The sequence below is a fragment of the Malikia granosa genome (assembly GCF_002980595.1).
Taxonomy (GTDB): domain Bacteria; phylum Pseudomonadota; class Gammaproteobacteria; order Burkholderiales; family Burkholderiaceae_C; genus Malikia; species Malikia granosa.
Map to the genome: position 1 here is coordinate 60600 of NZ_PVLQ01000012.1, position 23951 is coordinate 84550.

Consider the following 23951-nt stretch of genomic DNA (forward strand, 5'->3'; position numbering starts at 1 on the left):
GAAGTCCATGTCAAACGCTAGCGAATGTGATCTGATCGTCGTCGGCTCCGGTGCCGCCGGCCTGGCCACCGCCATCACCGCCAGGAAGCGCGGTCTCGACGTGATCGTGCTCGAGAAGGAGCCGGTCTTCGGTGGCACCACCGCGCTGTCGGGCGGGGTGCTCTGGATTCCGATGAACCCGCATGGCCGCAAGCAGAACCCGGCCGACAGCGCCGAGGCCGTGCGCCGCTACATGATGGAGGAGACCGGCAAGTTCTATGACGAGGCCACGGTCAATGCCTTCATCGAGAACGGCCCCAGGATGGTCGAGTTCTTCGAGCGCGAGACCGAGATGCAGTTCATCCCGACGCTCTATCCCGACTACCACCCGAACCTGCCGGGCGGCGTCGATATCGGCCGCTCGATCCTGGCCGCGCCCTACGACATCCGCGGCCTGGGCAAGGACATGGCGCGCCTGAAGCTGCCGCTCAAGACCATCACCTTCATCGGGATGATGTTCAACTCGTCGAATGCCGACCTCAAGCATTTCTTCAACGTCACCAAGTCGCTGACCTCCTTCGTCTATGTCGCCAAGCGGCTGGCGAACCACCTCAAGGAGCTGGCGCTGTACCGGCGCGCCATCAACGTGACCAGCGGCAACGCGCTGGCCGCGCGGCTGGCCAAGTCGGCGCTGGACCTGGGCATCCCGATCCTGACCGGCACGCCGGCCCGGCAGGTCCTGATCGAGGATGGCCGCGCGGTGGGCGTGCTCGCCGGTGGCGCGGACGGCGAGCGCCGCATCCGCGCGCGCCACGGCGTGGTGCTGGCCGCCGGCGGCTTCCCGCACGATGTCAAGCGCATCGCGCAGGCCTATCCGCACCTGGCGCGCGGCGGCGAGCACCTGTCGCCGACGCCCAAGAGCAACACCGGCGACGGCGTCAACATGGCCGAGGCCGCCGGCGCGGTGGTCGACATCCGCTTCCAGGAGACCTCGGCCTGGATGCCGGTCACCAAGGTCGATTTCGGCAATGGCGAGATCGGTGTCTTCCCGCACCTGCTGGACCGCTACAAGCCCGGCATCATCGGCGTGCTGAAGAACGGCAAGCGCTTCACCAACGAGTCCAATTCCTACCACGATGTCGGCGCCGCCCTGGTCGAGGCGTGCAAGGGCCAGCAGGAGACGGCGATGTGGCTGATCTGCGACAAGACCGCGCTGGGCAAGTACGGCCTGGGCTATGTCAAGCCGGCGCCGATGCCGATCGGCCGCTTCATCAAGAACGGCTACCTGACCGAGGGCAGGACGCTCAAGGAGCTGGCGCAAAAGACCGGCATCAACGCCGCTGCGCTGGAAAAGACCGTGCGCGACTACAACGTCGGCGCGGTCAAGGGCGAGGACCGCCAGTTCGGCCGCGGCACGACCAGCTTCAACCGCTACCTGGCCGATCCGGCCAACCAGCCCAACCCCTGCGTGGCGCCGGTGCAGACCGGTCCGTTCTACGCGGTCAAGGTCATCATGGGCGACCTCGGGACCTTCGACGGCATCAAGACCAGCGTGGTCGGCGAGGTGCTCAAGCGCGACGGCAGCAAGATCGACGGCCTGTACGCGGTGGGCAACGACCGTGCCAGCATGATGGGCGGCAACTACCCCGGCGCCGGCATCACGCACGGCCCGAACATGACCTTCGGCTTCGTGACGGCGAACCATATCGCCGACCTGGCCGGAGCCCGGGCATGAGCGCGCTGACCCCGGCATTGAGCCAGTCGCTCGTCAAGCCGCTGGTCGATCACCGCATCTACACCATCGCGCTGCGCAAGATGCCCGAGTTCCTCGAGGTCTTCAACCGCCTCGCGATGCCGGTGCTGATGCAGACGCTGGGCCATCCGGTCGGCTGCTACACCAGCCTGGTCGGGCCGCAGAACCAGTTCGTCCACCTGTGGGCCTACGACGACCTGGCCGACTACGAGCGCCGCTGCCGCGCGCGCGACACGCACCCGGACTTCCCGGCCTATCTGGCGGCCTCGGGCCACCTGATCACGGCGCAGGAAACTCGCCTGATCAAGGCCTGCGCGATGCCGGGCTGGGTGGTGTCGGGCGGCTGAGCGGGCGGCGATCGAGCCAGCGCGGCGCCAGCCCGATCGGCGGCGGCCTGTTGCCAGGCCGCCGCTCTCAGGACCGCGCCGGCTTGCCCGGGCGGCCCGGAATCATGGCCAGCATATGGTCGGCTACGCCGCCGTCCACCACCAGGTTCTGCCCCGTGACATAGGCCGCGCTGGCGCTGCTCAGGTAGGCGACCGCAGCGCCCACGTCCTCGGGCCGGCCGATGCGGCCCAGCGGTACCAGTGCCTCGCGCCGCGCCAGCGTCTCGGCGTCCTGGTAGACGGCCTCGGTCAGCGGCGTGCGCGTCATGCCGGGGCAGACCGTGTTGACGCGGATGCCGTCGGTCGCCCATTCCTGCGCCAGCTGGCGGCACAGCATGATCAGCGCCGCCTTGGCGGCCGAGTAGGCGCCGTAGCCCGGGTGCGGATGCAGGCCCGACATCGAGGCGATCGCGGTGATGCTGCCGCGCGTGCGCGCCAATTGCTCACGCGCCGCCTGCGCCAGCAGCCAGGCCGAGCGGGTGTTGAGGTTGAAGGTCAGGTCCCACTGCGCGAGCGGCAGGTCGGCCAGCTGGCCCGGGCCGGAAGCGCCGGCGTTGCAGACCAGGGCCGTCAGGTCGCCGCCATCGGCCTGGGCCCGGGCGACCAGCGCCGCGCATTGCGCCGGATCGGTGATGTCGCCGCCGAGGCCGGTCGCGCTCGCGCCGGCCGCGCGCAGCTCGTCGAGCAGGCGCTCGAGTCGCTCGCCCGGCTGCGAGCCTGCCGCCGAGACATGGATGGCCTGGCCGTCGCGCCTGGCCTGTTCGACCAGCGCGAAGCAGATGCCGCGACCGATGCCACCGGTGGCGCCGGTGACCAGCGCGTGGACCCGGGATGGAACGGGAGTTGCCATGAGATCGGGCTCCTTCTGCCGCGCGTCGATCAGAGCGCCGCGTTGAAGAACTCGCCCGCCATGACCTGGAGGTCGGCGGCGATGCGCGGCTGGAATTCCATCTGGTCGAGCACGTCGCGCTGCAGGTCGATGCCGGGGGCAAGCTCGAACAGCTCGACGCCCTCGGGGGTCAGGCGGAAGCTGGCGCGCTCGGTCAGGTACAGCACCTGCTGGCCGCGCACCAGGCCCTGCGGGCCGCTGAAGGTGATCTGGTCGACCTGCTTGACCAGCTTCCTGACGCCGCCCTGCTGCAGCACGCGCATCTGGCCGTCGCCGGTCGCGAGCTTGACGCCCTTGGCGGCAAAAGTGCCGCAGAACACCACCTTCTTCGCATTCTGCGCGATGTCGATGAAGCCGCCGGGGCCGACCGTGATGCCGCCCAGGCGCGAGACGTTGACGCTGCCTTCTTCGTCGAATTCGCCGAAGCCGAGGAAGGCGATGTCGAGTCCGCCGCCGCCGTAGAAGTCGAACTGGGTCGCCGCGTCGAGCATCGCGGTCGCGTTGCGCGCGTAGCCGAACAGCACGCCGTCCATCAGCGTGCCGCCATAGGTGCCATGCTCGATGGTCTGGTAGATGCGGTGCTGCTCGTTGCGCGCGGCGATCAGCTTGGCCACTGCGTCGGGCACGCCGACGCCGTAGTTGATGACCGGGCGGGCCTTGCCGGTGTTGAACAGCTCGACCGCCGCGCGGCGCGCGACGGCCTGGCGCTCGCCGAAGGCCTCGGCGGCGGCGGCGACCTCGGCCGCGTGGTCGGCGACTTCGGCAGCCAGCCGCGCGGCGCCGGTCAGCTCGCCGCTGAAGGCCGGATCGAAGGGGATGGCGTAGCTGGTCTGCTGCTCGGGATCGACCACGATCGCATCGACCCAGGCGGCCGGAATCCGGACCTCGCGTGCCTTGAGCGAGCCCTTGGGCAAGCGCTCCTTGACCTGGACGATGACCTTGCCGCCGCTGTTGCGCGCGGCCAGCGCGAGCGACTGGGCGTCGAGGTTGGCGGCTTCGTGCTCGAAGCTGATGTTGCCTTCCTCGTCGGCGGCGCTGGCGCGCACGATCGCGACCTGGATCGGGAACGGCTTGTAGCGCAGCCACTCGCGGCCGTCCATGGTGATGACATCGGCCAGGTTTTCCTGCGCCGCGTCGTTCATCTTGCCGCCGCCATGGCGCGGGTCGCAGACGGTGCCCAGGCCGACATGGGTGATCAGGCCGGGGCGGCCGGCGCCGATCTCGCGCATCAGCTGGCTGCTGACGCCACCGGGCAGGATATAGGCCTCGATCTTGTTGTCGAGCGCGAGCTGCTGCATCGCGGGCGACCAGACCCAGTGGCCGCCGATGACGCGCTTGACCAGACCTTCGTGCGCGAAGCAGTTCATGCCCTTGGTCTTCTTGTCGCCGATGCCCAGCGCGTGCATCACGGTCAGGTTGCGCGGGGATTGCGTCGCGAGGAAGCGCGCCTGCACCGCCTCGAACATGTGGGTGGCTTCCATCAGGCCGCCACCGCCGCCCATCAGGCCCACGGTGTCGCCGTCACGGATCAGCTCGGCCGCCTGGGCCGCTGTCATGAATTTGTCCATTGTTGTCTCTTGTTTGTATTTGGTGTGCCGTAGCGGTTCTGGCGGGTGGAGGGGAGGCTTCCTCATGGCGGGGTACCGCAAATCGTCAGCCTCCCCTCCGCCCGCCAGAACCTCGTGCTGGCGCAGCGTTGCGATCAATGCGCTCGCTGCAAGGCAGAGGCAGGGGGCACATGATGGATGTGTCTTCATTCAGACGCATCAGCCGGCTCACGCCGCAAGCCAGGGGTAGGGCGGCCGACGATTTGTGGTACTCCACCATGAGGAGGCTGCGCTACCCCTGGCTTGCGGCTAACCATTTCTGCTGCCTTGGCATGAGGAGGCCGCCTTGTCCCCGGCTCCCGGCCCCCCGCTACCTGCCAACGCAGCAGCAGGCCTAAGAAATCAGCGGTTGACGTCGAACAGCATCGCGCCCTTCTTGAGCGCGCTCTTGGCGATCACGCCGCGGTGAATCTCGCTGGTGCCGTCGAAGATGCGGTAGATGCGCGCGTCGCGGTAGTAGCGCTCGATCGACAGCTCCTTGCAGAAGCCCATGCCGCCGAACACCTGCACCGCGCGGTCGACCACCCGGCCCAGGGTCTCGGCCGCGTGCACCTTGACCATTGCGATCTGCTCGCGCGCATCCAGGCCCTGGTCCAGCATCCAGGCGGCGTGATAGACCATCCAGCGCGCGGCGTTGATCTCGATCACGCTGTCGGCCAGCATCTGCTGCACCATCTGGAAGTCGCCGATGCGGGTGTTGAACTGCTTGCGGTCGTTCGCGTACTCGACCATCATCTCGCAGACATGGGTCGCCTTGCCGACCGCGCGCGCGCCGACCTGGGCCAGGCGCACCACGTTGAGCGCGCCCATCGCGAGCTTGAAGCCCTGGCCCTGCTCGCCCAGCAGCGCGGCGTCTTCCAGCACCACGTTGTCGAAGAACAGTTCCAGGTGCGGCGTGCCGCGCAGGCCCATCATCTTCTGGTCCTTGCCGACGGTGAAGCCCGGCAGGCCCTTGTCGACCATGAACATCGAGATTTCCTTCTCGCCGGTCCGGGCCGAGACCAGGAAGAAGTCGCTCCACTCGCCGTCGCTGATGAAATGCTTGGCGCCGTTGAGCACCCACTGGCCCTGCTCGTTGCGCTTGGCATGGGTCTTGATGCCGGCGGCATCCGAGCCGGCGCCGGATTCGGTGATGGTGATCGCGCAGGTGCGCTTGCCCTCGACCGCGGGCTTGAGCCAGCGCTCGACCTGCTCGCCCTTGCAGTGCAGCAGCGGCTCGTAGACGTTGCCGAAGGCGCGGCGGATCAGCATGTCGCTGGTGTGGCCGAACTGCTCCTCGCACATGATGCGGTCGAGGTTGGACAGGCCGCCGCCGCCGAGCTCGGCCGGCATGTTGAGGGCGTACAGGCCGAGCTCCTTGCCCTTGGCGTGGATGGCGGCTGCCTTTTCAGGCTCGAGGTAGCCTTTCTCCTCCAGCTCGTCTTCCAGCGGCTTGAGTTCCTCGGCGATGAAGCGACGGATGGTATCGATCATCATTTTCTGTTCGTCGTTCAGGGAAAAGTCCATCTTGTGCTCCTCTATCGATGCAAAGTCTTGGGCTGGCCAGGCCAGCCCCGGGTTCAGTAAAGCGCTGGGGAAAGGGCAGGGGCCCGCCTCAGGCGCTGCTGAACCAGCGCGCACCGAAGAAGAAGGGCAGGCGCGAGAGGATTTCCGAACGGATCAGCATGGCTTCAGCGCTCGACGAAGGGACGGCTGGCCGCCAGGCAGGTCGCGGCCCATTCGGCCGGGCTGGCGCTCTTTTCGCGCTCGAAGTTGACGACTTCGACGCTGATCGGCAGGTCGGCCGGCAGGGCGTCGAACAGGCCCTGGAGGTCGATGTTGCCGTCTCCGGGCAGCAGGCGCTCGCAGCGCGCGGTGTGGATCATCTGCTCGGTCGTGAAGCCGGTGCCGGCTTGCGCGTCGCAGATCTGCGCGTAGTGCAATAAAGAGCGCGGGATGGCGCGGATGTCGTCCAGCGTCGTGCTTGAGCGGCCGAAATGCAGCGCGTCGACCAGGATGCCGGCATTGGCCGGTTGGCCCGCGTTCTGCACGATGCGCAGCGCCGCTTTTGCGTCGGGTACCGCGGTCCAGGGCATGAACTCGAGGTCGGCCGTCATGCCATAGGGTTTCATGACCTCGCACAGGCGGGCGTAGTTGGCGGTCAGGCGGGCCTCGTCGGCATCGTCGCCGGCGACCAGGATCGCCTTGGCCTGCAGCGCCGCGCCGGCCTCGTAGAGTGCCTGCCAGCGCTGCGGGTCGAAGTCGGCATCGAGGCGGATGATCTCGAGGTCGAACACGCCGACCCCGGTATCGCGCTGGGCGGCCAGCGTCTCGCGCAGCACCTCGGGCCGGCCGAGCAGGAACTGCTGCGGCGCGCCAGCCGCGTTGGGCCACAGGCGCAGCCCGACATGGGCGTAGCCGGCCTGGGCAGCGACCCGGATGGCTTCGGGCGGGCTGCAGCGGTGCGAGCTCAGGTAGGCCAGCGAATAGATGCGTGCCCTCGCGCTGGCGCTGCCCCCCGAGGGGACGTTTGCGCCTTGAGGCGGCTCGGCGGTGCTCAGATGCTGCGACATGTCCGGCTCCGGTGGCTTACTTCAGCGGCGAGACGGCCGTGGGCAGGGCGATGGTCGAGACCATCGCCGTGGTCAGGTGGGCCGGACCGCCCTTGGGCGGCCAGATGCCCTGCGCCACCGCGTCGGCGCGTGCCTTGCTGCGCGCGTCCAGGCTGGGGTAGGCCCAGATGTTGGTGAAGCGCAGCGGGCCGTCGAGCGCGACCATCGCGACCACGCAGGGCGACAGCACCTCGCGCGGCGGCACGTACTGCTGCCACAGGTCGATGGTGGGCTGGACGCCGCCCGGCTTGATGCCGTAGGTGCGGATCTCGTAGACCGGGCCGCTGATGCCGCTCTCGGCGCTCGGGCGCACCGGCTTCATCCACGGGAAGCCCTGGTAGCTGTGCTGCTCCAGGCTCTGGAAGATCTCGCCGCAGCCGAACGGGCTGGCGCTGTGCTGGGTGCGCGCGCGCTCGGCCAGCAGGTCCTGCTCGTCGGCGAAGCCGCGCAGCACGATCATCTGGTTCAGCACGCCGATGTCGGTGAACCAGCAGGCCAGCAGCTCGCCCCTGGCTTCGGGGGCGGTGGCGAAGGCCTGGACATTGGCGGCAGCCGTGCCGGCGCTGCCGAACGGCAGGGTCATGGTCGCGAGTTCGTAGTACATGGGATTCCTGTTGCGAAAGGGAAGAAGGGGGTCGGGCGTCCTGGCTGCCAGGGCAGCGGCTCAGCGGGCGCTGCTGGCCGGATCGATGCCGGCCGCATGGTGGGCGGCGATGAAGCCGAAGGTCATGGCCGGACCGAGCGTGATGCCACCGCTCGGGTAATGGCCGCCCATCAGGCTGCTGAGGTCGTTGCCGCCGGCATAGAGGCCGGCAATCGGCTCGCCCTGAGCGTCGAGCACCTGGGCCTGCTGGTTGACCTTGAGTCCGGCGAAGGTGCCCAGGCTGCCCATGACGACCTTGACGGCGTAGAACGGACCCTGTGCCAGCGGCCCCATGCAGGGGTTCGCGAGGCCGGCGGCCTGGGCCCGGATCGCGTCGCCCTGGATGCGGTTGTACGGCGTCTCGCCCTTGGCGAAGTCCTGGTCCCGGCCCTGCAAGGCCATGGCGTTGTAGCGCTCGACCGTGGCCTGCAGCGCGGCGGCCTGGATGCCGCAGGCCTGGGCCAGTTCGGCCAGGGTGCGGCCGCGCTTGAGGTAGCCGTTCCTGAGCCAGGGGCCCAGCGGCAGCGGAAACGGCTTGACCGCGCCCAGGCCGTAGTAGCGGATGAAGGCATGGTCCACCACCAGCCAGGCCTCGGGTTTTTCGCCCGCAGGGGTGGCGGCCAGCAGGCCTTGCATGAAGTCGTGGTAGCTGTCGGCTTCGTTGGTGAAGCGCTGGCCGCGCGCGTTGACCGCGATCAGCCCGGGCTTGGCGCGCTCGATCAGGTGCGGAAAATGCGCGAACGTGCCGTCGGCGCGCGGCACCAGCGACACTGGCGCCAGCGCGGCGGCCTGCACCAGGTCGTCGGCCACCTGGCCGCCCGCGGCTTCGCCCAGGCGCAGGCCGTCGCCGCTATTGCCGCGGCTGGCGGCCGACCAGTGCTCCTGCCCGGTCGGGGCATGGGGCAGCAGCTGTGCCTTGCGCACCGGATCATGCGGGAAGCCGCCGGTGGCCAGCAGCACGCCGCGCCGGGCATGGATCGCCAGCTCGCCGGCCGGGGTCTGCACCAGGGCGCCGGTCACGCGACCGCCGGCGCGCAGCAGCTGCCTGGCCGGGCTGTTGACGCGGATCTCGACCCCGCGGTCCAGCGCCGACTTGGCCAGCGCCGCGACCAGCGCGTTGCCGTTGACCGAGCGGGTGCCGCGCCGCTTGAGCAGCAGGTCCTTGCAGTGGCGCAGCAGCAGCTTGGTCACGTACCGGAACGAGGCCGGCTGCGAGCTGGCATTGAGGAAATGGCGCAGCTCGGCGCCCGAGGCGATGCCCATGCCCCAGAGCGTGGTCTCTGGCAGCGGCGGCTTGAGGTCGTGCAGGCGCGCGCCGAGCTGGGACGCATCGAAGGGCGCGGCGCAGATCGAGCGGCCGCCGGTCGCGGCATCGGGGCTGCGGCCATGGAAGTCCGGGATCGCATTGCCGTCGATGAACTGCAGCGCGGTCCTGCGCTGGAAGAACTCGACCATACGCGGGCCGTGTTCCAGGAAAGCCAGCGCGCGTGGCAGGTCGAAGCGGTCGCCGAGCTCATGGCGCAGGTAGGACAGCGGGCGCTCGACGTCCTCGACGATGCCGGCCTGCCGCGCCAGCGGGTTGCGCGGAATCCACATCCAGCCGCCCGACCAGGCGCTGGTGCCGCCGAACTGCGGCTCCTTCTCGACCACGATCACCCGCAGACCCAGCTCGGCCGCCGTGACGGCCGCCGACAGCGCGCCGGCGCCCGAGCCCACGACCAGCAGGTCGCATGTGGTGGGGGGGGAGGCAGGATAGGACATGCGGCTGGGGAAGGGGGGTCAGAGCGCGTAGATCGGCTTGCGGCCGGCGGCGCCCTGGCTGGCGCCGGTTTCGGCGGTCAGGGTGAAGAAGGGCGAGGCACCACTGGTCGCTGCCAGCTGGTCGGCGGTGGACAGCAGCTCGGGCAGCAGCGCCTGCATGCGCTCGGGCGTGAAGCGCACGGTCGGACCGGCGACCGTGACCACGCCGAAGGCCGGCTGGCCGGCGAAGCGCACCGGCGCCGACATCGCGCTCAGGCCGGCGGTGTAGGTATCTATCGTCAGGCTGTAGCCTTGTTCGCGCGTGCGGTGCAGCGCCTCCAGCACGGCCGGCAGCGTGGCCGGCGCGGCCGGGCCGAAATCTTCCGGCTGGCCTATGCCCTGGCGCGCCACCAGGGCCAGCGCCGCGTCGTCGCTCATGGTCGACAGCCAGGCCCAGCCCGACGAGGAGCAGGACAGCTGCGCGTCGCTGCCCATGTCGGGGTCGTAGCGCAGGCCCTGGCGCGCGCCCTGGGCCCGGGCGACCCAGGTCAGGCGCTCGCCGTCGACCACCGACAGCCGCACCAGCTCGCCCGAGATCTCGGCCAGGCGATTCAGCAGCGGCTGGGCGATGTCGATGATGCCGCTGTTGCCCAGGTAGCTCAGTCCCATCGAGACCAGCTTGGTCGTCAGCAGGTAGTCGCCGTGGCCGCGCGCCTGGCGCACATAGCCCAGCCGCACCAGGTCGGCCAGCAGGCGGTGCACCGCGCTGCGCGGGATGTTGAGCTGGTCGGCGATGGCGCCGAGCTCCATGCCTTCGCCGTGCTGGGCCAGCAGTTCCAGGATGCCCAGGGTTCGTTCGAGTACGCCGTTCATGTTTGCTTCTCCTGTGTTGGGTCAGGGGGCTAGCGTACAGGCGATGGCCTGGCCCGAGCCGGCCGATGCCAGGTCGGCCATGCCGGTCAGGGCCAGTTCGGGTTTGCGTGGAATCCGGTCAATGCGGGTGTGGCCGATGGCGCCAGCATCCAGCACCGCCAGGCGGTTGGCTTGGGTCATGGGTCTTGCTTGAGTTCTTGTTTGTAAGTGTATTCAAAAATTGAGAGATATTCAATAGTTGAATGTAATTCCACTTTTATGTATGATCCGACGCAAACATCCACTCCTTCCTTGGCAGAGACAGACATGACCCAGCTTCTCAACGGCGCGACCCGCGTGCATTTCATCGTCGGCGACCCGATCGCCCAGGTGAAGTCCCCGGCTGGCGTGACCCAGGCCTTCCAGCAGGCCGGCCACGACGCGATCTGCATCCCGGCCCATGTGGCGCCGGCCGACCTGGCGGGCTGGCATGCCGGCGTCTCGCTGGCCGGCAACGTCGACGGCATCATCGTGACCGTGCCGCACAAGTTCGCCTACCAGGCGCTGTGCGACACCAGCTCCGAGCGCGCCGCCTTCCTGGGGGCTTGCAACGTGCTGCGGCGCAATCCAGATGGCAGCTGGCATGGCGACATGTTCGACGGCCTGGGCTATGTCGAGGCCCTGCGCAGCAAGGGTTGCGCGATCGAGGGCAAGCGCGTGCTGCTGGTCGGCGCGGGGGGCGCCGGCTCGGCGATTGCCTATTCGCTGGTCACCGGCGGCGTCAGCCAGCTCGCGATCCACGATCCGGACCTGAGCCGCCGCGACATCCTGGTGCAGCGCCTGGGCAGCCTGGGCCTGTGCCCGGTGGTCGCCGGCAGCCCCGACCCGAGCGGCCAGGACATCGTGCTCAACGCCACCCCGGTCGGCATGAAGGAGGGCGACCCGCATCCGATCGACTCGAGCCGCTTCACGCCCGAGATGTTCGTCGGTTGCGTGATCACGGCGCCGGCCGTGCCGCCGATGATCCAGGCCGCGCGCGAGCTGGGCTGCCACACCATGACCGGCGCCGACATGTTCGCCCGGGTGCGCGACCTGATGGTGGCCTTCCTGCTGGGGAAATGAATGCAAGTCCTGAGCCAGAACCTGCAAGCCATTCCTGAGCAGGACAGCTACGACCTGGTCGTGATCGGTGCCGGTGGCGCCGGCATGTCGGCCGCGCTCTATGCCGCGATCGACGGCGCCAAGGTGCTGCTGGTCGAACGCAGCGAACATGTCGGCGGCACCACCGCCTGGTCTGCCGGCACCACCTGGGTACCGGGCAGCCACCATGCAGCCAAGGTCAATCCGCAGGACAACCTGGACCAGGCCAGGCGTTATCTCGACAACGCCATCGGCGAGTGCAGCGACCCGGCGCTGCGCCAGGCCTTCCTCGACCATGGCAAGGCCGCGGTCGAGCGGATCGAGGCCCACAGCGAGCTGCGCTACCGGCCCTACCCGAAGCACCCGGACTACATCTCCGACCTCGGCGGATCGACCCTGAGCGGGCGCGCGCTCGAGCCGCTGCCCTTCGACGGCCGCCTGCTCGGCGAGCTGTTCCAGCTGATCCGCCCGCCGATCCCCGAGTTCACCGTGCTCGGCGGCATGATGGTCGACCGCACCGACATCAACCACCTGCTGGGGATGACGAAGTCGCTGGCCTCGTTCCGCCATTCGGCCCGCATCCTCCTGCGCCACCTGAAGGACCGGCTCGGCCACAGCCGCGGCACCCGGCTGGTGATGGGCAATGCCCTGGCGGCACGCCTGCTGTATTCGCTGTCCCGGCACGACAAGGTCACGCTGGCGCTCAACACCACGGTCGAGCAGATCGGCCACAAGACCGGCCAGAGCGGTCAGGTCGTCGACAGCGTGACGCTGCTGCAGCATGGCCAGCGCCGCAAGGTCCAGGTGCGCGGCGGGGTCGTGCTGGCCAGCGGCGGCTTCAACCGCAACCCGGAACTGCGCGCCAAGCTGCTGCCCGGCATTCCGCTCGACTGGTGTCCGGCCGCACCCGGCCACACCGGCCAGGCCCATGGGCTGGCGTCAGCCCTGGGCGCGCAGTACGGCGAGGGCGCCCTGTCCCACTCGTTCTGGGCCCCGGTGTCGCGACGCCAGCGCCCGGACGGCAGCTGGGCGGTGTTCCCGCATTTCGTGATGGACCGTGCCAAGCCCGGTTTCCTGACCGTGAACCAGGCTGGCGAGCGCTTCGTCAACGAAAGCACCTCCTACCACCTGTTCGGCCTCGGCATGCAGGCGGCGCATCAGCAAAGTCCCAGCATCCCGGCCTACCTGGTCTGCGACAGCGCGGCGCTGCACAAGTACGGCATCGGCATGGTGCGACCCGGCGCCAGCACCGGCTTGCTCAAGTCCTTCCTGGCCGACGGCTACCTGACCCAGGGCGCGACCCTGGACGAGCTGGCGGCCAGGCTCGGCATCTCGGCCCAGGGCCTCAAGTCCAGCGTCGAGAAGATCAATGCCTATGCCCAGACCGGCATCGATCCGGATTTCGGCCGCGGCTCGACCGCCTATTCGCACAACATCGGCGACGCCAGCGCGGGCGGCAAGAACCCCAACCTGGGGCCGCTGCGGCAAGGCCCGTACTACGCGGTCAGGCTGTATCCGGGCGACATCGGCGCCGCCACCGGCTTCGTCACCGATGCCCAGGCACGCGTGCTCGACGCCGAGCGCCAGCCGATCGCCGGCCTGTACGCGGTCGGCAACGACCAGCATTCGATCATGGGCGGCGTCTACACCGCGCCGGGCATCACGATCGGTCCGGGCCTGGTGTTCGCCTACCTCGCGAGCCGCGACGCGCTGGCGCGCGCCCAGGCCTGAAGCCTAACCCCCGTGCTTACCCTTGTTGCGATCGATGATCGTTCTGAAGTTATCGATCATCGAGCATTGAAGGGACAGGCCAGCGAGGCCAGCTGCCTCGACCGGCCTACAGTGCGCAGGCTATCGCATCGCTGCGGACTTTCTGCCCTTGAGTCCGGGACGCAGGACTCCAACCCTTTCCATTCCTGACAGGAGACAAACCATGCAAAGCCACAAACGCAAGATCCTGACGACAGCCCTGCTGGCCGTTGCCGCCACCACCCTGGGGGGCAATGCCTTTGCCCAGGCCTACCCGGCGCGCGACGTCACGGCCGTGATCCAGTGGGGTGCCGGCGGTGGCACCGACGTGGCGATGCGTGGCTACGCGCCTTACGCCGAGGAGGCGCTGGGCAAGAAGATCGTGCTGCAGAACAAGCCCGGCGCCGCCGGTGCGATCGGCGCCAACTTCGTGCTGCAGCAGCCGGCCGACGGCTACACCCTGCTGATGGGCGCCGAGCCGCAGTCGCTCTACAAGGTCATGGGCACGGCCGACTTCGACTACGACAAGTTCTACCCGATCAACATCGCGGCCGTCGCCAACACCATCCTGCTGGTCGCGCGTCCTGACGCGCCCTGGAACACCACGCAGGACCTGCTGAGCTTCGTCCAGTCCAACCCCAGGAAGGTCAAGCAGTACCTGGCCGGCCAGGGCACGGTGCCGTTCACGGTCAACGCGATGATGAACAGCCTGACCAAGTTCGACACCATCAAGGTGCCGTTCGATGGCGATGGCCCGGCGATTGCGGCGCTGCAGGGCGGCCATGCCGACATCGGCTTCATCGCCTCGGGTGCGGTGATCGAGCATATCAAGGCCGGCCGACTCAAGGCGCTTGCCGTGCTGAGCGACAAGCCCTTCCAGAACATCCCGCCGATGACCGATGCGCCCTCGCTGCGCGGCCTGCCCAAGTACCTGCCCTGGGGGCCTTGGTATGGCGTGTTCGTCAAGAAGGAGACCCCCGACGATGTCAAGGCCAAGCTGGTCGCGGCCTTCAAGAAGGCGGGTGACAACCCGAAGTACCGCCAGCTGATGGAAAGCCGCGGCACGACCATGCTCAACATCGGCGGCGCCGAGGCCGAGAAGTTCATCCAGAAGTGGCAGTCGACCACCGCCTGGCTGTACCAGGACGCCGGCGTGGCCAAGAAGAACCCGGCCGAGCTCGGCATCCCCAAGCCCTGAGTCGGTTCCGGCCCCGGGGCTGGTCGGCCACCAGACCTGGCCGGTCCCGGATTGAATGGATCGGCAGCCCCCGGGCTGTCCGGTCCTGCCTGGCTTACAAGAGGAAACCAATTTCATGCACACCAGCCATCCCCGCCTGCCCGGTGAGCTGACCTTCATGGCGCTCGCCGTGGCATTCAGCGCTTTCATGCTCTGGGCCGCCTACAACATTTCCCACTTCGAATCGATTTCCTCGCCTGGCGCCTTCCCGATGCTGTGCGCGGCGCTGCTCCTGGTCACCGGCCTGATGAGCCTGGCCAAGACCGCCCGGGCCAGGCTGGAGCTGGAAGGCGATACCTTCTTCCAGCATTTCGTGCGCAAGCTCGCGCCGCTGCAACTGGTGCTGTTCACGCTGCTGATCGTGGCTTATGCGCTCACGCTGGAGATCGTCGGCTTCCTGCTCGGCTCCTACCTGTTCCTGCTGCTGTCGATGCAGGTGCTGGGCAGCCAGCGCTTCGGGCTCAACCTGCTGGTCAGCGCGGTGGTGTTGGCAGCGATCTTTGTCGTGTTCCAGACCGCCTTCTCGGTCGTGCTGCCTGCGGGCAGCCTGGTCGGTCCCTATCTGCCGGAGTTCCTCAAATGACGGAAGCCCTTGGTTATTTCCTGATGTCCTGGCTGGACCCGATGATGCTGCTGCTGACGGCAGCGGGCACCTTTGCCGGCATCTACATCGGCGCGATTCCCGGCCTGTCGGTCACGATGGCGGTCTCGATTCTGATCTCCTTCACCTTCAAGTGGGACGTCAACCACGCGCTGGCACTGATCTCGGGCATCTACCTCGGGGGCGTCTATGGCGGCTCGCGCAGCGCGATCCTGCTCAACATCCCGGGTGCGCCGTCGGCCATCGCCACCGGCATGGACGGCTTTCCGCTGGCCAAGCGCGGCGAGGCGGGCCAGGCCATCGGCCTGACCACGGTGGTCTCGGTCTATGGCGGCTTCGTCGGCATCCTGGCGCTGGCCGTCGCCGCGCCGGCGGTCTCCGACCTGGCGCTCAAGTTCGGTCCGCGCGAGTACCTGCTGCTGGCCATGTGGGGCCTGCTGCTGGTGGGCAGCCTGTCGGGCGAGTCGCTCTCGAAGGGTATCTTCTCGGGCGCGCTCGGTGCCCTGATCGCCTGCGTCGGCCTCGACCCGATGACGGGCGAGCAGCGCCTGACCTTCGGCAGCCTGCAGCTGTCGGCCGGCATCTCCTACATCGCCGCCATGATCGGCTTCTTCGGCGTCGCCGAGGTGATCGCGCAGATCCATGAGCTCAAGATCAAGGCCATCAAGCAGGATGTCAGCAAGATCATCCCGTCCTGGAACCTGGTGCGCAAGCACCTGGGCCTGGCAACCCGCACCTCGACCATTGGCGTGGTGGTCGGTGCGCTGCCCGGCGCGGGTGGCGACATCGCGGCGCTGATGGCCTACGACCATGCCAAGCGCACGGTCAAGAACCCGTCGCGTCCCTTCGGCCAGGGTGCCTACGAAGGCCTGGTGGCACCGGAGTCGGCCAACAACGCCGCCGTCGGCGGTGCCTACGTGCCGATGCTGACACTGGGCATCCCGGGCGATGCGGTGACCGCCGTCATCATCGGTGCGCTCTACATCCACGGCCTCAAGCCGGGTCCGATGCTGATGATCGAGACCCCGCACCTGTTCTGGTTCATCGTCGGCTCGCTCTGCCTGGCCAACCTGTTCCTGTTGGTGTTCGGCCTGACCGGCATCAAGATCTTCGCCAAGATCGTCGAGACGCCCAAGCCCATCCTGCTGCCGCTGATCCTGGTGCTGTCCGCCGTTGGCGCCTATGCGATCAACAACAACCCGGTCGATGTCTACTGGATGCTGGGCTTCGGCTTGCTGGGCTATTTCCTCAAGATGTACGGCTTCCAGGTCGGTCCGGTCATCCTGGGCATGATCCTGGGCCCGATGATGGACCGCAGCTATCGCCAGGCCATGATGTCGACCGGCGACGATGTCGGCCTGTTCCTGACCGAGTTCGTCACCACCCCGCTGTCGGCCATCATCCTGGCCGCGGTGGTCTTCACCGTGGTCAGCCAGACCCAGTGGTGGAAGAGGCTGCTGCGCCGCGCCTGAGAAGCCGCCGCTCCTGCCACCATGGCCCGGGCTTCGTCCCGGGCTTGCTGTCTGTGCCGGCCGCGGACCTCCTGGGATTAACCCTATGAGTGAACGCTCATCGATCATGGCTGTGCGTTGATCGTGCCTTGTCGCCAGGTGGCACCGGTCTGGCGGCCCGACTTGACCCTACAGTCCAGTCACCGCATGGAATGCCGACCAGGCCGCTGCCATCCAGCCCGCTGGCCGGCACGGGCGGCAGTCCACCAGCCCTTCACTCATCAGAGGACAGACAGATGCAAGTATTCAAACGCCAGTTCCTGGCCGCCAGCTGCGCCGCGCTGGCCGCCGTCGCCTTCAGCGCTCCGGCCTTCGCCCAGGTCAAGGAACGCACGATCAAGTTCGCGATGCAGAACAGCGCCGGCAGCGCGCAGTACGATGCGGCCGTCCGGTTTGCCGACATCGTCAAGGCCAAGAGCGGCGGCAAGATCAAGGTCAACGTCTTCGGCGGCGGCACGCTGGGCAAGGACACCGCGGTGGTCTCGGCGATGCAGGGCGGCACGGTCGACATGTGCGTGATGAACTCGAGCCTGCTGGCCGGCGTCGTCAAGGAGATGGCGGTCTACGACTTCCCCTTCGTCTTCGGCACCGAGCAGGAGGCCTACACCGTGGTCGATGGCGCCTTCGGCAAGAAGCTGCACGCCATGCTCGAGCCCAAGGGCCTGGTCGGCCTGTCCTACTGGGAACTGGGCTTCCGCCATTTCCACAACAGCAAGCGCCCGATCGCCAAGTTCGAGGACCTGCAGGGCCTGAAGATCCGCGTCATCGAGACCCCGATCTACGTCGACTTCATGCGCGCCATGGGCGCCAACCCGGTGCCGCTGCCTTATCCCGAGCTCTATGGCGCGCTCGAGCAGGGCGCGGTCGACGGCGGCACCCAGCCGGTCATCAACATGACCAACGCCAAGCTCTACGAGGTGCAGAAATACTTCTCGCTGACCGGCCACATGTACAACCCGCAGTCGGTGATCTACAGCAAGAAGATCTGGGACAGCTTCAGCGCCGAGGAGAAGAAGCTGCTGCAGGACGCTGCCGACGAGGCGCGCGACTACCAGCGCAAGATCTCGCGCGAGCGCAATGCCGCCGGCCTCGCCGAGCTCAAGGCCAAGGGCATGCTGATCAACGAGCTGCCGGCCGCCGACCGCGCCAAGATTAAGGAAAAGGCCCAGCCGGTGGTCGACAAGTACACCAAGCAGATCGGCGAGCCGCTGGTCAACGAGCTCTACGCCGCCGTCGACAAGGCGCGCGCCTCTGCTGCCGCACCGGCCGCGAAGAAGTAAGCCCTGGCCTGGTTCCCAGCAGCAGTGACTTGACCTGGAGCAGCAGCCATGCAGCCGATTGAAGCGGTGATCTTCGATGCCGACGGTACCCTGGTCGACAGCGAAACCCCCGGCCTCGACGTGCTGCACGAGCAGGCGCTGGCGCTGGGGCTGGACTGGCAGCGCGAAGCCCTGCACGAGCGCTTTCGCGGCGTGCGCATGGCCGACTGTGCCGCCCGCCTGGCCGCCGAGGCCGGCCGCCACGAGCCTGGCTTCGCCGATGCCTTCCTGTTGCAGCTGCGCGCCGCGATGGCCGAGCGCTTTCGCCTCGGCCTGGCGCCGATGGCCGGCGCCGAGGCCCTGCTGCGCCGCCTGGCGCTGCCGTTCTGCGTCGCGACCAACGGCCCGCGCGAAAAGGTCGAGCTCACGCTCGGCCTGACCGGCCTGCTGCCGCTGTTGCGCGACCGCATCTACAGCGCCTACGAGGTCGGCAGCTTCAAGCCCGAGCCGGGCCTGTTCCTGCATGCGGCCGCTGCGCTGGGCGTGGCGCCGGCGCGCTGCGCGGTGGTCGAGGACAGCCTGCCCGGCGTCGAGGCCGGACTGGCCGCCGGCATGCAGGTCTTCACGCTGCTGCCGCGCGCGCAGGCGCCGACCGCGCTGCGGCAACAAGTCGTCTTCATCCGCGAACTCGCCGAGCTCGCGGACCATTTCTGAGCCTCAGGCGCCGGGCGACTTGAACGCGACCACATGGTCGACGTCGAGCCGGATGCCGATCGGCTCGCCGAGGGCATGGTTGTGGTGGCTCGGCACCAGCGACAGCACCCGCTCGCCGCTGCCGAGCTCCAGCGTGTAGAGGATCTCGGCGCCGCGGAAGGCCTTGTTCACCACCTTGGCCCGTACCGGGCTGTCGTCGTCATGCACCACGTCGTCCGGGCGCAGCAGCACGTCGACCGCGCAGGGCTCGGACGGCTGGCGCTGCGGACAGCCGGCGCAGCTGCGGCCGCATTCGACCGGATCGACCGAGGGCAGGACGCCGAGCGCGATCTCGACCTCGTGCTCGTTGATGACCCGGCCCGGCAGCAGCACGCCCTGGCCGATGAAGTTGGCGACGAAGCGGTTGGCCGGCCTGTGATACAGGTTGTAGGCGCTGTCCCATTGCTGGATCCGGCCCTCGGTGACGACGCCGATCACGTCGGCCATCGCGAAGGCCTCGTTCTGGTCATGCGTGACCAGCACTGCGGTTGCGCCCTCGCGCTTGAGGATCTCGCGCACCTCGAGCGAGAGCCGCTCGCGCAGGTCGACGTCGAGGTTCGAGAACGGCTCGTCGAGCAGCACCAGCTGCGGCCGCGGCGCCAGCGCGCGCGCCAGCGCGACCCGCTGCTGCTGGCCGCCCGAGAGCTCGTGCGGATGCTTGTGGCTCTGGCCCGACAGCCCGACCCGCTCGAGCAGATGCTCGACCCGCTGCTGCCGTTCGGCCGCGCTGGCCTGGCTCAGGCCGAAGCCGACGTTCTGCGCCACCGTCAGGTGCGGAAACAGCGCATAGTCCTGGAACACCATGCCGATCCGGCGCTTCTCGGGCGCCAGGTTGTAGCCCGGGCGGCTGACGCAAACGCCATCGAGCCGGATCTCGCCGCCGGCCACGGCCTCGAAGCCGGCGATGCAGCGCAGCAAGGTGGTCTTGCCGCAGCCCGACGGCCCGAGCAGGCAGGCGATCTGGCCCGCTTGCACCTGGAGGCTGACGTCCTGCACGATGGTCTGCCGATCGTAGCGTTGCACGAGATTGACGATGTCCAGATGAGCCATGGCAGCAGGGATAGTTAACAAACGATTATTATTCTCAACTAAAAACCGGTTCCGTTCACCATGCGCCCCATTTCTCCCTTGCTTCAGCTGTCGCTGCTGGTCGCTGCCCTGGCGGCGCTGCCGGTCGCCAGCATCGCTTTCTATCTGCTGGCCGGAGGCACTGGCGCGACCTGGCAGCATCTGGTCGACACGGTGCTGGCGGACTATATCCTCAACTCGCTGCGGCTGTGCCTGGGGGTGGCAGCGGGCGTGATCCTGTTCGGCGTCAGCACCGCCTGGCTGACCGCGATGCACGAGTTCCCGGGCCGGCGCGTCTTCGAGTGGGCGCTGGTGCTGCCGATGGCGATGCCGGCCTATGTGCTGGCCTACCTCTACACCGACTGGCTGCAGTTCGTCGGTCCGGTGCAGACCGCCTTGCGCGAGGCCTTCGGCTGGCGCCGCAGCGACTACTGGTTCCCCGACGTGCGCAGCCTGGGCGGTGCGGCCGCGATGTTCACGCTGGTGCTCTATCCCTATGTCTACCTGCTGGCGCGCAATGCCTTCCTCGAGCGCAGCAGCGGCATGCTGGAGGCGGCGCGCACGCTGGGGCAGGGGCCCTGGCAGGTGTTCTGGCGCGTCTCGCTGCCGCTGGCGCGGCCCGCGATTGCCGCCGGCGTCGCGCTGGTGCTGATGGAGACCCTGGCCGACTACGGCACCGTGGCCTATTTCGGCGTCGACACCTTCACCACCGGCATCTACCGCGCCTGGTTCTCGCTCGGCGACCGCACGGCAGCGGCCCAGCTCGCGACCCTGCTGCTGGGCTTCGTCGTGCTGCTGCTGCTGCTCGAGCGCCATTCGCGCGGCCGCGCCAGCTACCACAACACCACCGGCCGCAACCGGCCCATGCCGGGCCATCAATTGCGCGGCGGGCGCGCCTGGCTGGCGGCGCTCTGGTGCCTGCTGCCGCTGCTGCTGGGCTTCCTGCTGCCGGCCGGCCTGCTGCTGCGCATGGCCTGGGCCCAGGGCATCGGCGAGTTCGGCAGCCGCTTCTTCCAGCTGGCCGGCAACAGCCTGACGCTGGCGCTGCTGACGGCGGCGCTGGCGGTCGGCCTTGCGCTGCTGCTGGCCTATGCGGCGCGCCTGTCGCGCAGCTGGCTGGCGCGCGGCCTGAACCGGCTGGTCGGACTCGGCTACGCGGTGCCGGGATCGGTGATCGCGGTCGGGGTGCTGATCCCGGTGACCCGGCTCGACCACTGGCTGGCGGCCGGCTGGCAGCAGCTGTTCGGCAGCAACCCCGGCCTGCTGCTGACCGGCGGCATCGCCGCCCTGGTCTATGCCTACCTGGTGCGCTTCCTGTCGGCCGCGCTGCAGACCGTCGAGGGCAGCCTGGGCAAGATCACCCCGAGCATGGACGACGCCGCGCGCAGCCTGGGCTCGGGCCAGCTCGCGGTGCTGCGCCGGGTCCACCTGCCCCTCCTGCGTGGCAGCCTGTTCACCGCCGGCCTGCTGGTGTTCGTCGATGTCATGAAGGAGCTGCCCGCCACCCTGGTCATGCGGCCGTTCAACTTCGACACCCTGGCGACCCAGACCTACAACCTGGCCTCCGACGAGCGCCTGGCCGAGGCCTCGAGCGCCGCGCTGGCCATCGTCCTGGTCGGCCTGCTGCCCTTGATCCTGCTGTCGCGCCAGATCGCCCGCAGCCGCAAGGGCTGACCCTTCGGTCCTCCATCCGCCTTGCAGCAGCCCGCGCCCTGGATCCGCGCGGGCTGAATTTTTGCTTGCAAATGAGATTGATTCTTGTTTGGTGTCATAATTGTGCCATCCAGCCAGCCACAGCGCATCCCCGGCGTTGCCAGCCAGCCAGCAATCTCTCCAACGATTCTGCAACATGACTCGCAACGTCCGCCCCGATCCGCTCCACGCTTCCCTGGCCCGCCAGGCCCTGCGTGCCGAAGTCTCAACCCCAGCCGCTGCCGGCCTGTCCCTGCTGCCGCTCGGCGCGCTGCTGCTGGCCGGCTCGATGAATGCCGGCGCGCAGACGGTTCCTGCCACCAGCGAGGCCACCCTGTCGACCGTGACCGTCAAGGAGCAGGGCGATCCGGTCGAGGCCAGGACCAAGAACAGCCTGCGTACCACCGCCAGCCGTATGGCCAAGGGCGAACAGGCGCTGCGCGACATCCCGCAGAGCGTCACCGTGATGACCGAGCGGCTGATGGACGACCGCAACCTCGACGACTTCCGCGAAGTGCTCAAGACCACCGCCGGCGTGACCTTCATGGCCGGCGAGACCGGCGAGGAGGATGTGCGCCTGCGCGGCTTCTCGCTCGGCCAGGCCGGCGACATCTACGTCGATGGACTGCGCGACGCGCCGCTGATCGAGCGCGACACCTTCAACCACGACCGGGTCGAAGTCCTCAAGGGCTCGGCCTCGATGCTGTTTGGCAAGGGCTCGACCGGCGGCGTGGTCAACCAGGTCAGCAAGCAACCCTTCCTGATGGACCAGCACGAGGTCGATGTCACCGTCGGCAGCGGCAATGAATTGCGCGTGACCGGCGACTTCAACCTCCAGACCGGCGAGGACTCGGCGCTGCGCCTCAATGCGATGACGCATGACGCCGACAACCATGGCGCCAGCAGCAGCAAGAAGGGCATCGCGCCGACCTACCGCTGGGGCATAGGCTCGCGCGACGAATTCTCGGTCGGCCTGTACCACCTCGAAACCGACGGTCAGCCGCTCTACAACCATCCCTGGTTCACGGCCAACGGCAAGATCGAGCCGACCCTGCCGGCCAAGAACTACTACGGCCTGGCCAGCGACTACCTCAAGACCGAAAGCAGCTACGCCACTTTCAGCCACCTGCATCGCTTCAGCCAGGACTCCGAGCTCAAGACCACCGTGCGCACCGGCCATTACGAGCGCGACCTGCTGGCCAGCGCGGTGCGCTTCGCGCCAGCGGCGCAGCAGCCGGACGGACTGGCCGTGACGGCCGACAACCTCAGCGCCGACAGCGTGCTGTCCCGCAGTCCCAAGGCCCGCGTCGGCTACAGCGACCTGACCCAGATCCAGAGCGACTACAGCGACAAGTTCCAGGCCTTCGGCAAGCAGCACAGCCTGATCGCCGGTGTCGACCTGTCCTACGAGGATGCCGAGCGCAACAACAGCTACATCAGTGGGCTGGCAGCATCGCCGAACACCAAGGTAGGCTCGCCGAACGATGGCGCGGCGTTGGCCGACACCCGCCTGCCGCCGCTGCTCAACACCTTCCAGGCCAGCAACATCGGCCTCTATGCCCAGGACACCGTCAGCCTCAGCGATACCGTCAAGCTGATCGCCGGCCTGCGGCTGGACCATTTCGAGGCCTCCTACCACGCACCGGCCAGCGGCAGCACGCCGGCGGCGAGCTTCAAGCGCAGCGACGACCTGGTCAGCCCGCGCCTGGGCGCGCTCTACCAGCCGAGCGATACCGAGTCCTACTACGCCTCCTTCGGCACCTCGTACAACACCTCGGGCGACAGCTACCAGTTCGCGCTCGGCTCCCTGGCGGCCGGCAGCAGCAACGCCAAGGCCGCCCAGACCGACCCCGAGAAGAGCCGCAACTTCGAGCTCGGCGGCAAGTTCGAGCTGTTCGACAACAAGGCCTCGCTCGGCGTCGCGCTGTTCCACTCCGAGAAGTACAACGAGCGCAACACCGACCCGGACAGCGCTTCCGCCCAGATGCTGCTGTCGGGCAAGCGCCATGCCACCGGCATGGAATTCAACCTGGCCGGCCGCATCACGCCGAAGTGGGAAATCTTCTACAACCACAGCTGGATTCCGTTCGCCGAGATCGACGAGAGCAATGTCGCGCTCAACGCGGCTGGCACCGGCGCCCAGGTCAAGGGTGACCGCCCGGCGCTGACGCCCAGGCACAGCGCCAGCCTGTGGACCACCTACCGCGTCGCACCGCAATGGCGCCTGGGGGCCGGCCTGAACTACCGCGGCGAGCAGAACCCCGAGGGCGCGCGCCATCTCACGGCCAAGGCCTTCACCACGGTCGACGCGATGGCCGAATACACCGTGGATGCCAACCAGACGCTCAAGCTCAACATCACCAACCTGACCGACGAGCTCTATGCCGACACCCTGTACCGCGGCTTCTACGCACCGGGCGCCGCGCGCCAGGTCCAGCTGAGCTACAAGGTCCTGTTCTGATCCCTTGCTGAACCGCTCCGGCCTCGCGGCCGGGGCCCTT

20 protein-coding genes are annotated in these 23951 nt (G+C 68.2%); 11 read left to right on the plus strand and 9 right to left on the minus strand.

What is annotated here, in order from left to right; genetic code table 11:
- Positions 1-7: 7 nt before the first annotated feature.
- The gene (locus C6P64_RS03565; protein ID WP_105747224.1) at positions 8-1714 is read left to right on the plus strand and encodes an FAD-dependent oxidoreductase; all 1707 of its coding nucleotides are present in this window, start codon (positions 8-10) and stop codon (positions 1712-1714) included.
- Complete coding sequence (locus C6P64_RS03570) at positions 1711-2079, plus strand: NIPSNAP family protein (RefSeq protein WP_105747225.1); 369 nt, start codon at positions 1711-1713, stop codon at positions 2077-2079. The genes C6P64_RS03565 and C6P64_RS03570 overlap by 4 nt, the downstream gene beginning before the upstream one ends.
- Positions 2080-2146: 67 nt before the next feature.
- Here the strand turns inward: C6P64_RS03570 and C6P64_RS03575 are convergent, their stop codons facing one another.
- The 8 genes from C6P64_RS03575 to C6P64_RS18145 all read right to left on the minus strand — a co-directional run bounded on the left by C6P64_RS03575 (position 2147) and on the right by C6P64_RS18145 (position 10641).
- Positions 2147-2968: an SDR family NAD(P)-dependent oxidoreductase gene (locus tag C6P64_RS03575; RefSeq protein WP_105747226.1), complete on the minus strand. Its 822-nt coding sequence runs from the start codon at positions 2966-2968 to the stop codon at positions 2147-2149.
- Positions 2969-2997: 29 nt separating this feature from the next.
- Positions 2998-4575 carry an acyl CoA:acetate/3-ketoacid CoA transferase gene (locus C6P64_RS03580; protein WP_105747227.1) on the minus strand — a complete coding sequence of 526 codons (1578 nt, stop codon included), beginning with the start codon at positions 4573-4575 and terminating at the stop codon, positions 2998-3000.
- A 381-nt stretch (positions 4576-4956) separates the two neighbouring features.
- Positions 4957-6120: an acyl-CoA dehydrogenase family protein gene (locus C6P64_RS03590; protein WP_105747229.1), complete on the minus strand. Its 1164-nt coding sequence runs from the start codon at positions 6118-6120 to the stop codon at positions 4957-4959.
- Positions 6121-6284: 164 nt separating this feature from the next.
- Positions 6285-7166: a sugar phosphate isomerase/epimerase family protein gene (locus C6P64_RS03595; protein WP_105747230.1), complete on the minus strand. Its 882-nt coding sequence runs from the start codon at positions 7164-7166 to the stop codon at positions 6285-6287.
- Positions 7167-7182: 16 nt separating this feature from the next.
- Entirely contained in the window at positions 7183-7809 is a 627-nt protein-coding gene (locus tag C6P64_RS03600; RefSeq protein ID WP_105747231.1) for an NIPSNAP family protein, read from the minus strand.
- 60 nt (positions 7810-7869) lie between these two features.
- Positions 7870-9609: an FAD-dependent oxidoreductase gene (locus C6P64_RS03605; RefSeq protein ID WP_105747232.1), complete on the minus strand. Its 1740-nt coding sequence runs from the start codon at positions 9607-9609 to the stop codon at positions 7870-7872.
- A gap of 18 nt (positions 9610-9627) precedes the next feature.
- Positions 9628-10461, minus strand: a complete 834-nt coding sequence (locus tag C6P64_RS03610; protein WP_105747233.1) for an IclR family transcriptional regulator — start codon at positions 10459-10461, stop codon at positions 9628-9630.
- Between the two features lie 21 nt (positions 10462-10482).
- A complete protein-coding gene (locus C6P64_RS18145; RefSeq protein ID WP_170073036.1) occupies positions 10483-10641 on the minus strand; it encodes a hypothetical protein in 159 nt (52 codons plus the stop codon).
- Positions 10642-10767: 126 nt separating this feature from the next.
- On the opposite strand from C6P64_RS18145, the gene C6P64_RS03615 reads away from it, so the two are divergent.
- From C6P64_RS03615 to C6P64_RS03645, 7 genes are all read left to right on the plus strand, one after another.
- Complete coding sequence (locus C6P64_RS03615; protein ID WP_105747234.1) at positions 10768-11562, plus strand: shikimate dehydrogenase family protein; 795 nt, start codon at positions 10768-10770, stop codon at positions 11560-11562.
- Positions 11563-13311: an FAD-dependent oxidoreductase gene (locus C6P64_RS03620; RefSeq protein WP_105747235.1), complete on the plus strand. Its 1749-nt coding sequence runs from the start codon at positions 11563-11565 to the stop codon at positions 13309-13311.
- A gap of 202 nt (positions 13312-13513) precedes the next feature.
- A complete protein-coding gene (locus C6P64_RS03625; RefSeq protein WP_105747236.1) occupies positions 13514-14527 on the plus strand; it encodes a Bug family tripartite tricarboxylate transporter substrate binding protein in 1014 nt (337 codons plus the stop codon).
- 115 nt (positions 14528-14642) lie between these two features.
- On the plus strand, positions 14643-15149 hold the full coding sequence (locus C6P64_RS03630; protein WP_105747237.1) for a tripartite tricarboxylate transporter TctB family protein: 507 nt from the start codon (positions 14643-14645) through the stop codon (positions 15147-15149).
- Positions 15146-16639, plus strand: a complete 1494-nt coding sequence (locus tag C6P64_RS03635; protein WP_105747238.1) for a tripartite tricarboxylate transporter permease — start codon at positions 15146-15148, stop codon at positions 16637-16639. The genes C6P64_RS03630 and C6P64_RS03635 overlap by 4 nt, the downstream gene beginning before the upstream one ends.
- Before the next feature lie 275 nt (positions 16640-16914).
- Positions 16915-17958: a TRAP transporter substrate-binding protein gene (locus C6P64_RS03640; RefSeq protein ID WP_105747239.1), complete on the plus strand. Its 1044-nt coding sequence runs from the start codon at positions 16915-16917 to the stop codon at positions 17956-17958.
- A 48-nt stretch (positions 17959-18006) separates the two neighbouring features.
- The gene (locus C6P64_RS03645; protein WP_105747240.1) at positions 18007-18651 is read left to right on the plus strand and encodes an HAD family hydrolase; all 645 of its coding nucleotides are present in this window, start codon (positions 18007-18009) and stop codon (positions 18649-18651) included.
- Positions 18652-18654: 3 nt separating this feature from the next.
- On the opposite strand, the gene C6P64_RS03650 is transcribed toward C6P64_RS03645, so the two are convergent.
- Positions 18655-19740, minus strand: coding sequence for an ABC transporter ATP-binding protein (locus C6P64_RS03650; RefSeq protein ID WP_105747241.1), 1086 nt, complete (start codon positions 19738-19740; stop codon positions 18655-18657).
- A 60-nt stretch (positions 19741-19800) separates the two neighbouring features.
- On the opposite strand from C6P64_RS03650, the gene C6P64_RS03655 reads away from it, so the two are divergent.
- Positions 19801-21432 (plus strand): ABC transporter permease, encoded by a 1632-nt coding sequence (locus C6P64_RS03655; protein ID WP_105747242.1) that lies wholly within the window; start codon positions 19801-19803, stop codon positions 21430-21432.
- 175 nt (positions 21433-21607) lie between these two features.
- On the plus strand, positions 21608-23911 hold the full coding sequence (locus tag C6P64_RS03660) for a TonB-dependent receptor (RefSeq protein WP_342747512.1): 2304 nt from the start codon (positions 21608-21610) through the stop codon (positions 23909-23911).
- The last annotated feature ends 40 nt before the right edge of the window (positions 23912-23951 follow it).

Excerpts from the sequence above, each read along its gene's own strand:
- C6P64_RS03605 (WP_105747232.1), bottom strand. The coding sequence starts at position 9,609 with ATGTCCTATCCTGCCTCCCCCCCCACCACATGCGACCTGCTGGTCGTG.
- C6P64_RS03575 (WP_105747226.1), bottom strand. The coding sequence starts at position 2,968 with ATGGCAACTCCCGTTCCATCCCGGGTCCACGCGCTGGTCACCGGCGCC.
- C6P64_RS03650 (WP_105747241.1), bottom strand. The coding sequence starts at position 19,740 with ATGGCTCATCTGGACATCGTCAATCTCGTGCAACGCTACGATCGGCAG.
- C6P64_RS03580 (WP_105747227.1), bottom strand. The coding sequence starts at position 4,575 with ATGGACAAATTCATGACAGCGGCCCAGGCGGCCGAGCTGATCCGTGAC.
- C6P64_RS03625 (WP_105747236.1), top strand. The coding sequence starts at position 13,514 with ATGCAAAGCCACAAACGCAAGATCCTGACGACAGCCCTGCTGGCCGTT.
- C6P64_RS03590 (WP_105747229.1), bottom strand. The coding sequence starts at position 6,120 with ATGGACTTTTCCCTGAACGACGAACAGAAAATGATGATCGATACCATC.
- C6P64_RS03630 (WP_105747237.1), top strand. The coding sequence starts at position 14,643 with ATGCACACCAGCCATCCCCGCCTGCCCGGTGAGCTGACCTTCATGGCG.
- C6P64_RS03595 (WP_105747230.1), bottom strand. The coding sequence starts at position 7,166 with ATGTCGCAGCATCTGAGCACCGCCGAGCCGCCTCAAGGCGCAAACGTC.
- C6P64_RS03615 (WP_105747234.1), top strand. The coding sequence starts at position 10,768 with ATGACCCAGCTTCTCAACGGCGCGACCCGCGTGCATTTCATCGTCGGC.
- C6P64_RS03620 (WP_105747235.1), top strand. The coding sequence starts at position 11,563 with ATGCAAGTCCTGAGCCAGAACCTGCAAGCCATTCCTGAGCAGGACAGC.
- C6P64_RS03565 (WP_105747224.1), top strand. The coding sequence starts at position 8 with ATGTCAAACGCTAGCGAATGTGATCTGATCGTCGTCGGCTCCGGTGCC.
- C6P64_RS03655 (WP_105747242.1), top strand. The coding sequence starts at position 19,801 with ATGCGCCCCATTTCTCCCTTGCTTCAGCTGTCGCTGCTGGTCGCTGCC.
- C6P64_RS03610 (WP_105747233.1), bottom strand. The coding sequence starts at position 10,461 with ATGAACGGCGTACTCGAACGAACCCTGGGCATCCTGGAACTGCTGGCC.
- C6P64_RS18145 (WP_170073036.1), bottom strand. The coding sequence starts at position 10,641 with ATGACCCAAGCCAACCGCCTGGCGGTGCTGGATGCTGGCGCCATCGGC.
- C6P64_RS03570 (WP_105747225.1), top strand. The coding sequence starts at position 1,711 with ATGAGCGCGCTGACCCCGGCATTGAGCCAGTCGCTCGTCAAGCCGCTG.
- C6P64_RS03645 (WP_105747240.1), top strand. The coding sequence starts at position 18,007 with ATGCAGCCGATTGAAGCGGTGATCTTCGATGCCGACGGTACCCTGGTC.
- C6P64_RS03660 (WP_342747512.1), top strand. The coding sequence starts at position 21,608 with ATGACTCGCAACGTCCGCCCCGATCCGCTCCACGCTTCCCTGGCCCGC.
- C6P64_RS03635 (WP_105747238.1), top strand. The coding sequence starts at position 15,146 with ATGACGGAAGCCCTTGGTTATTTCCTGATGTCCTGGCTGGACCCGATG.
- C6P64_RS03640 (WP_105747239.1), top strand. The coding sequence starts at position 16,915 with ATGCAAGTATTCAAACGCCAGTTCCTGGCCGCCAGCTGCGCCGCGCTG.
- C6P64_RS03600 (WP_105747231.1), bottom strand. The coding sequence starts at position 7,809 with ATGTACTACGAACTCGCGACCATGACCCTGCCGTTCGGCAGCGCCGGC.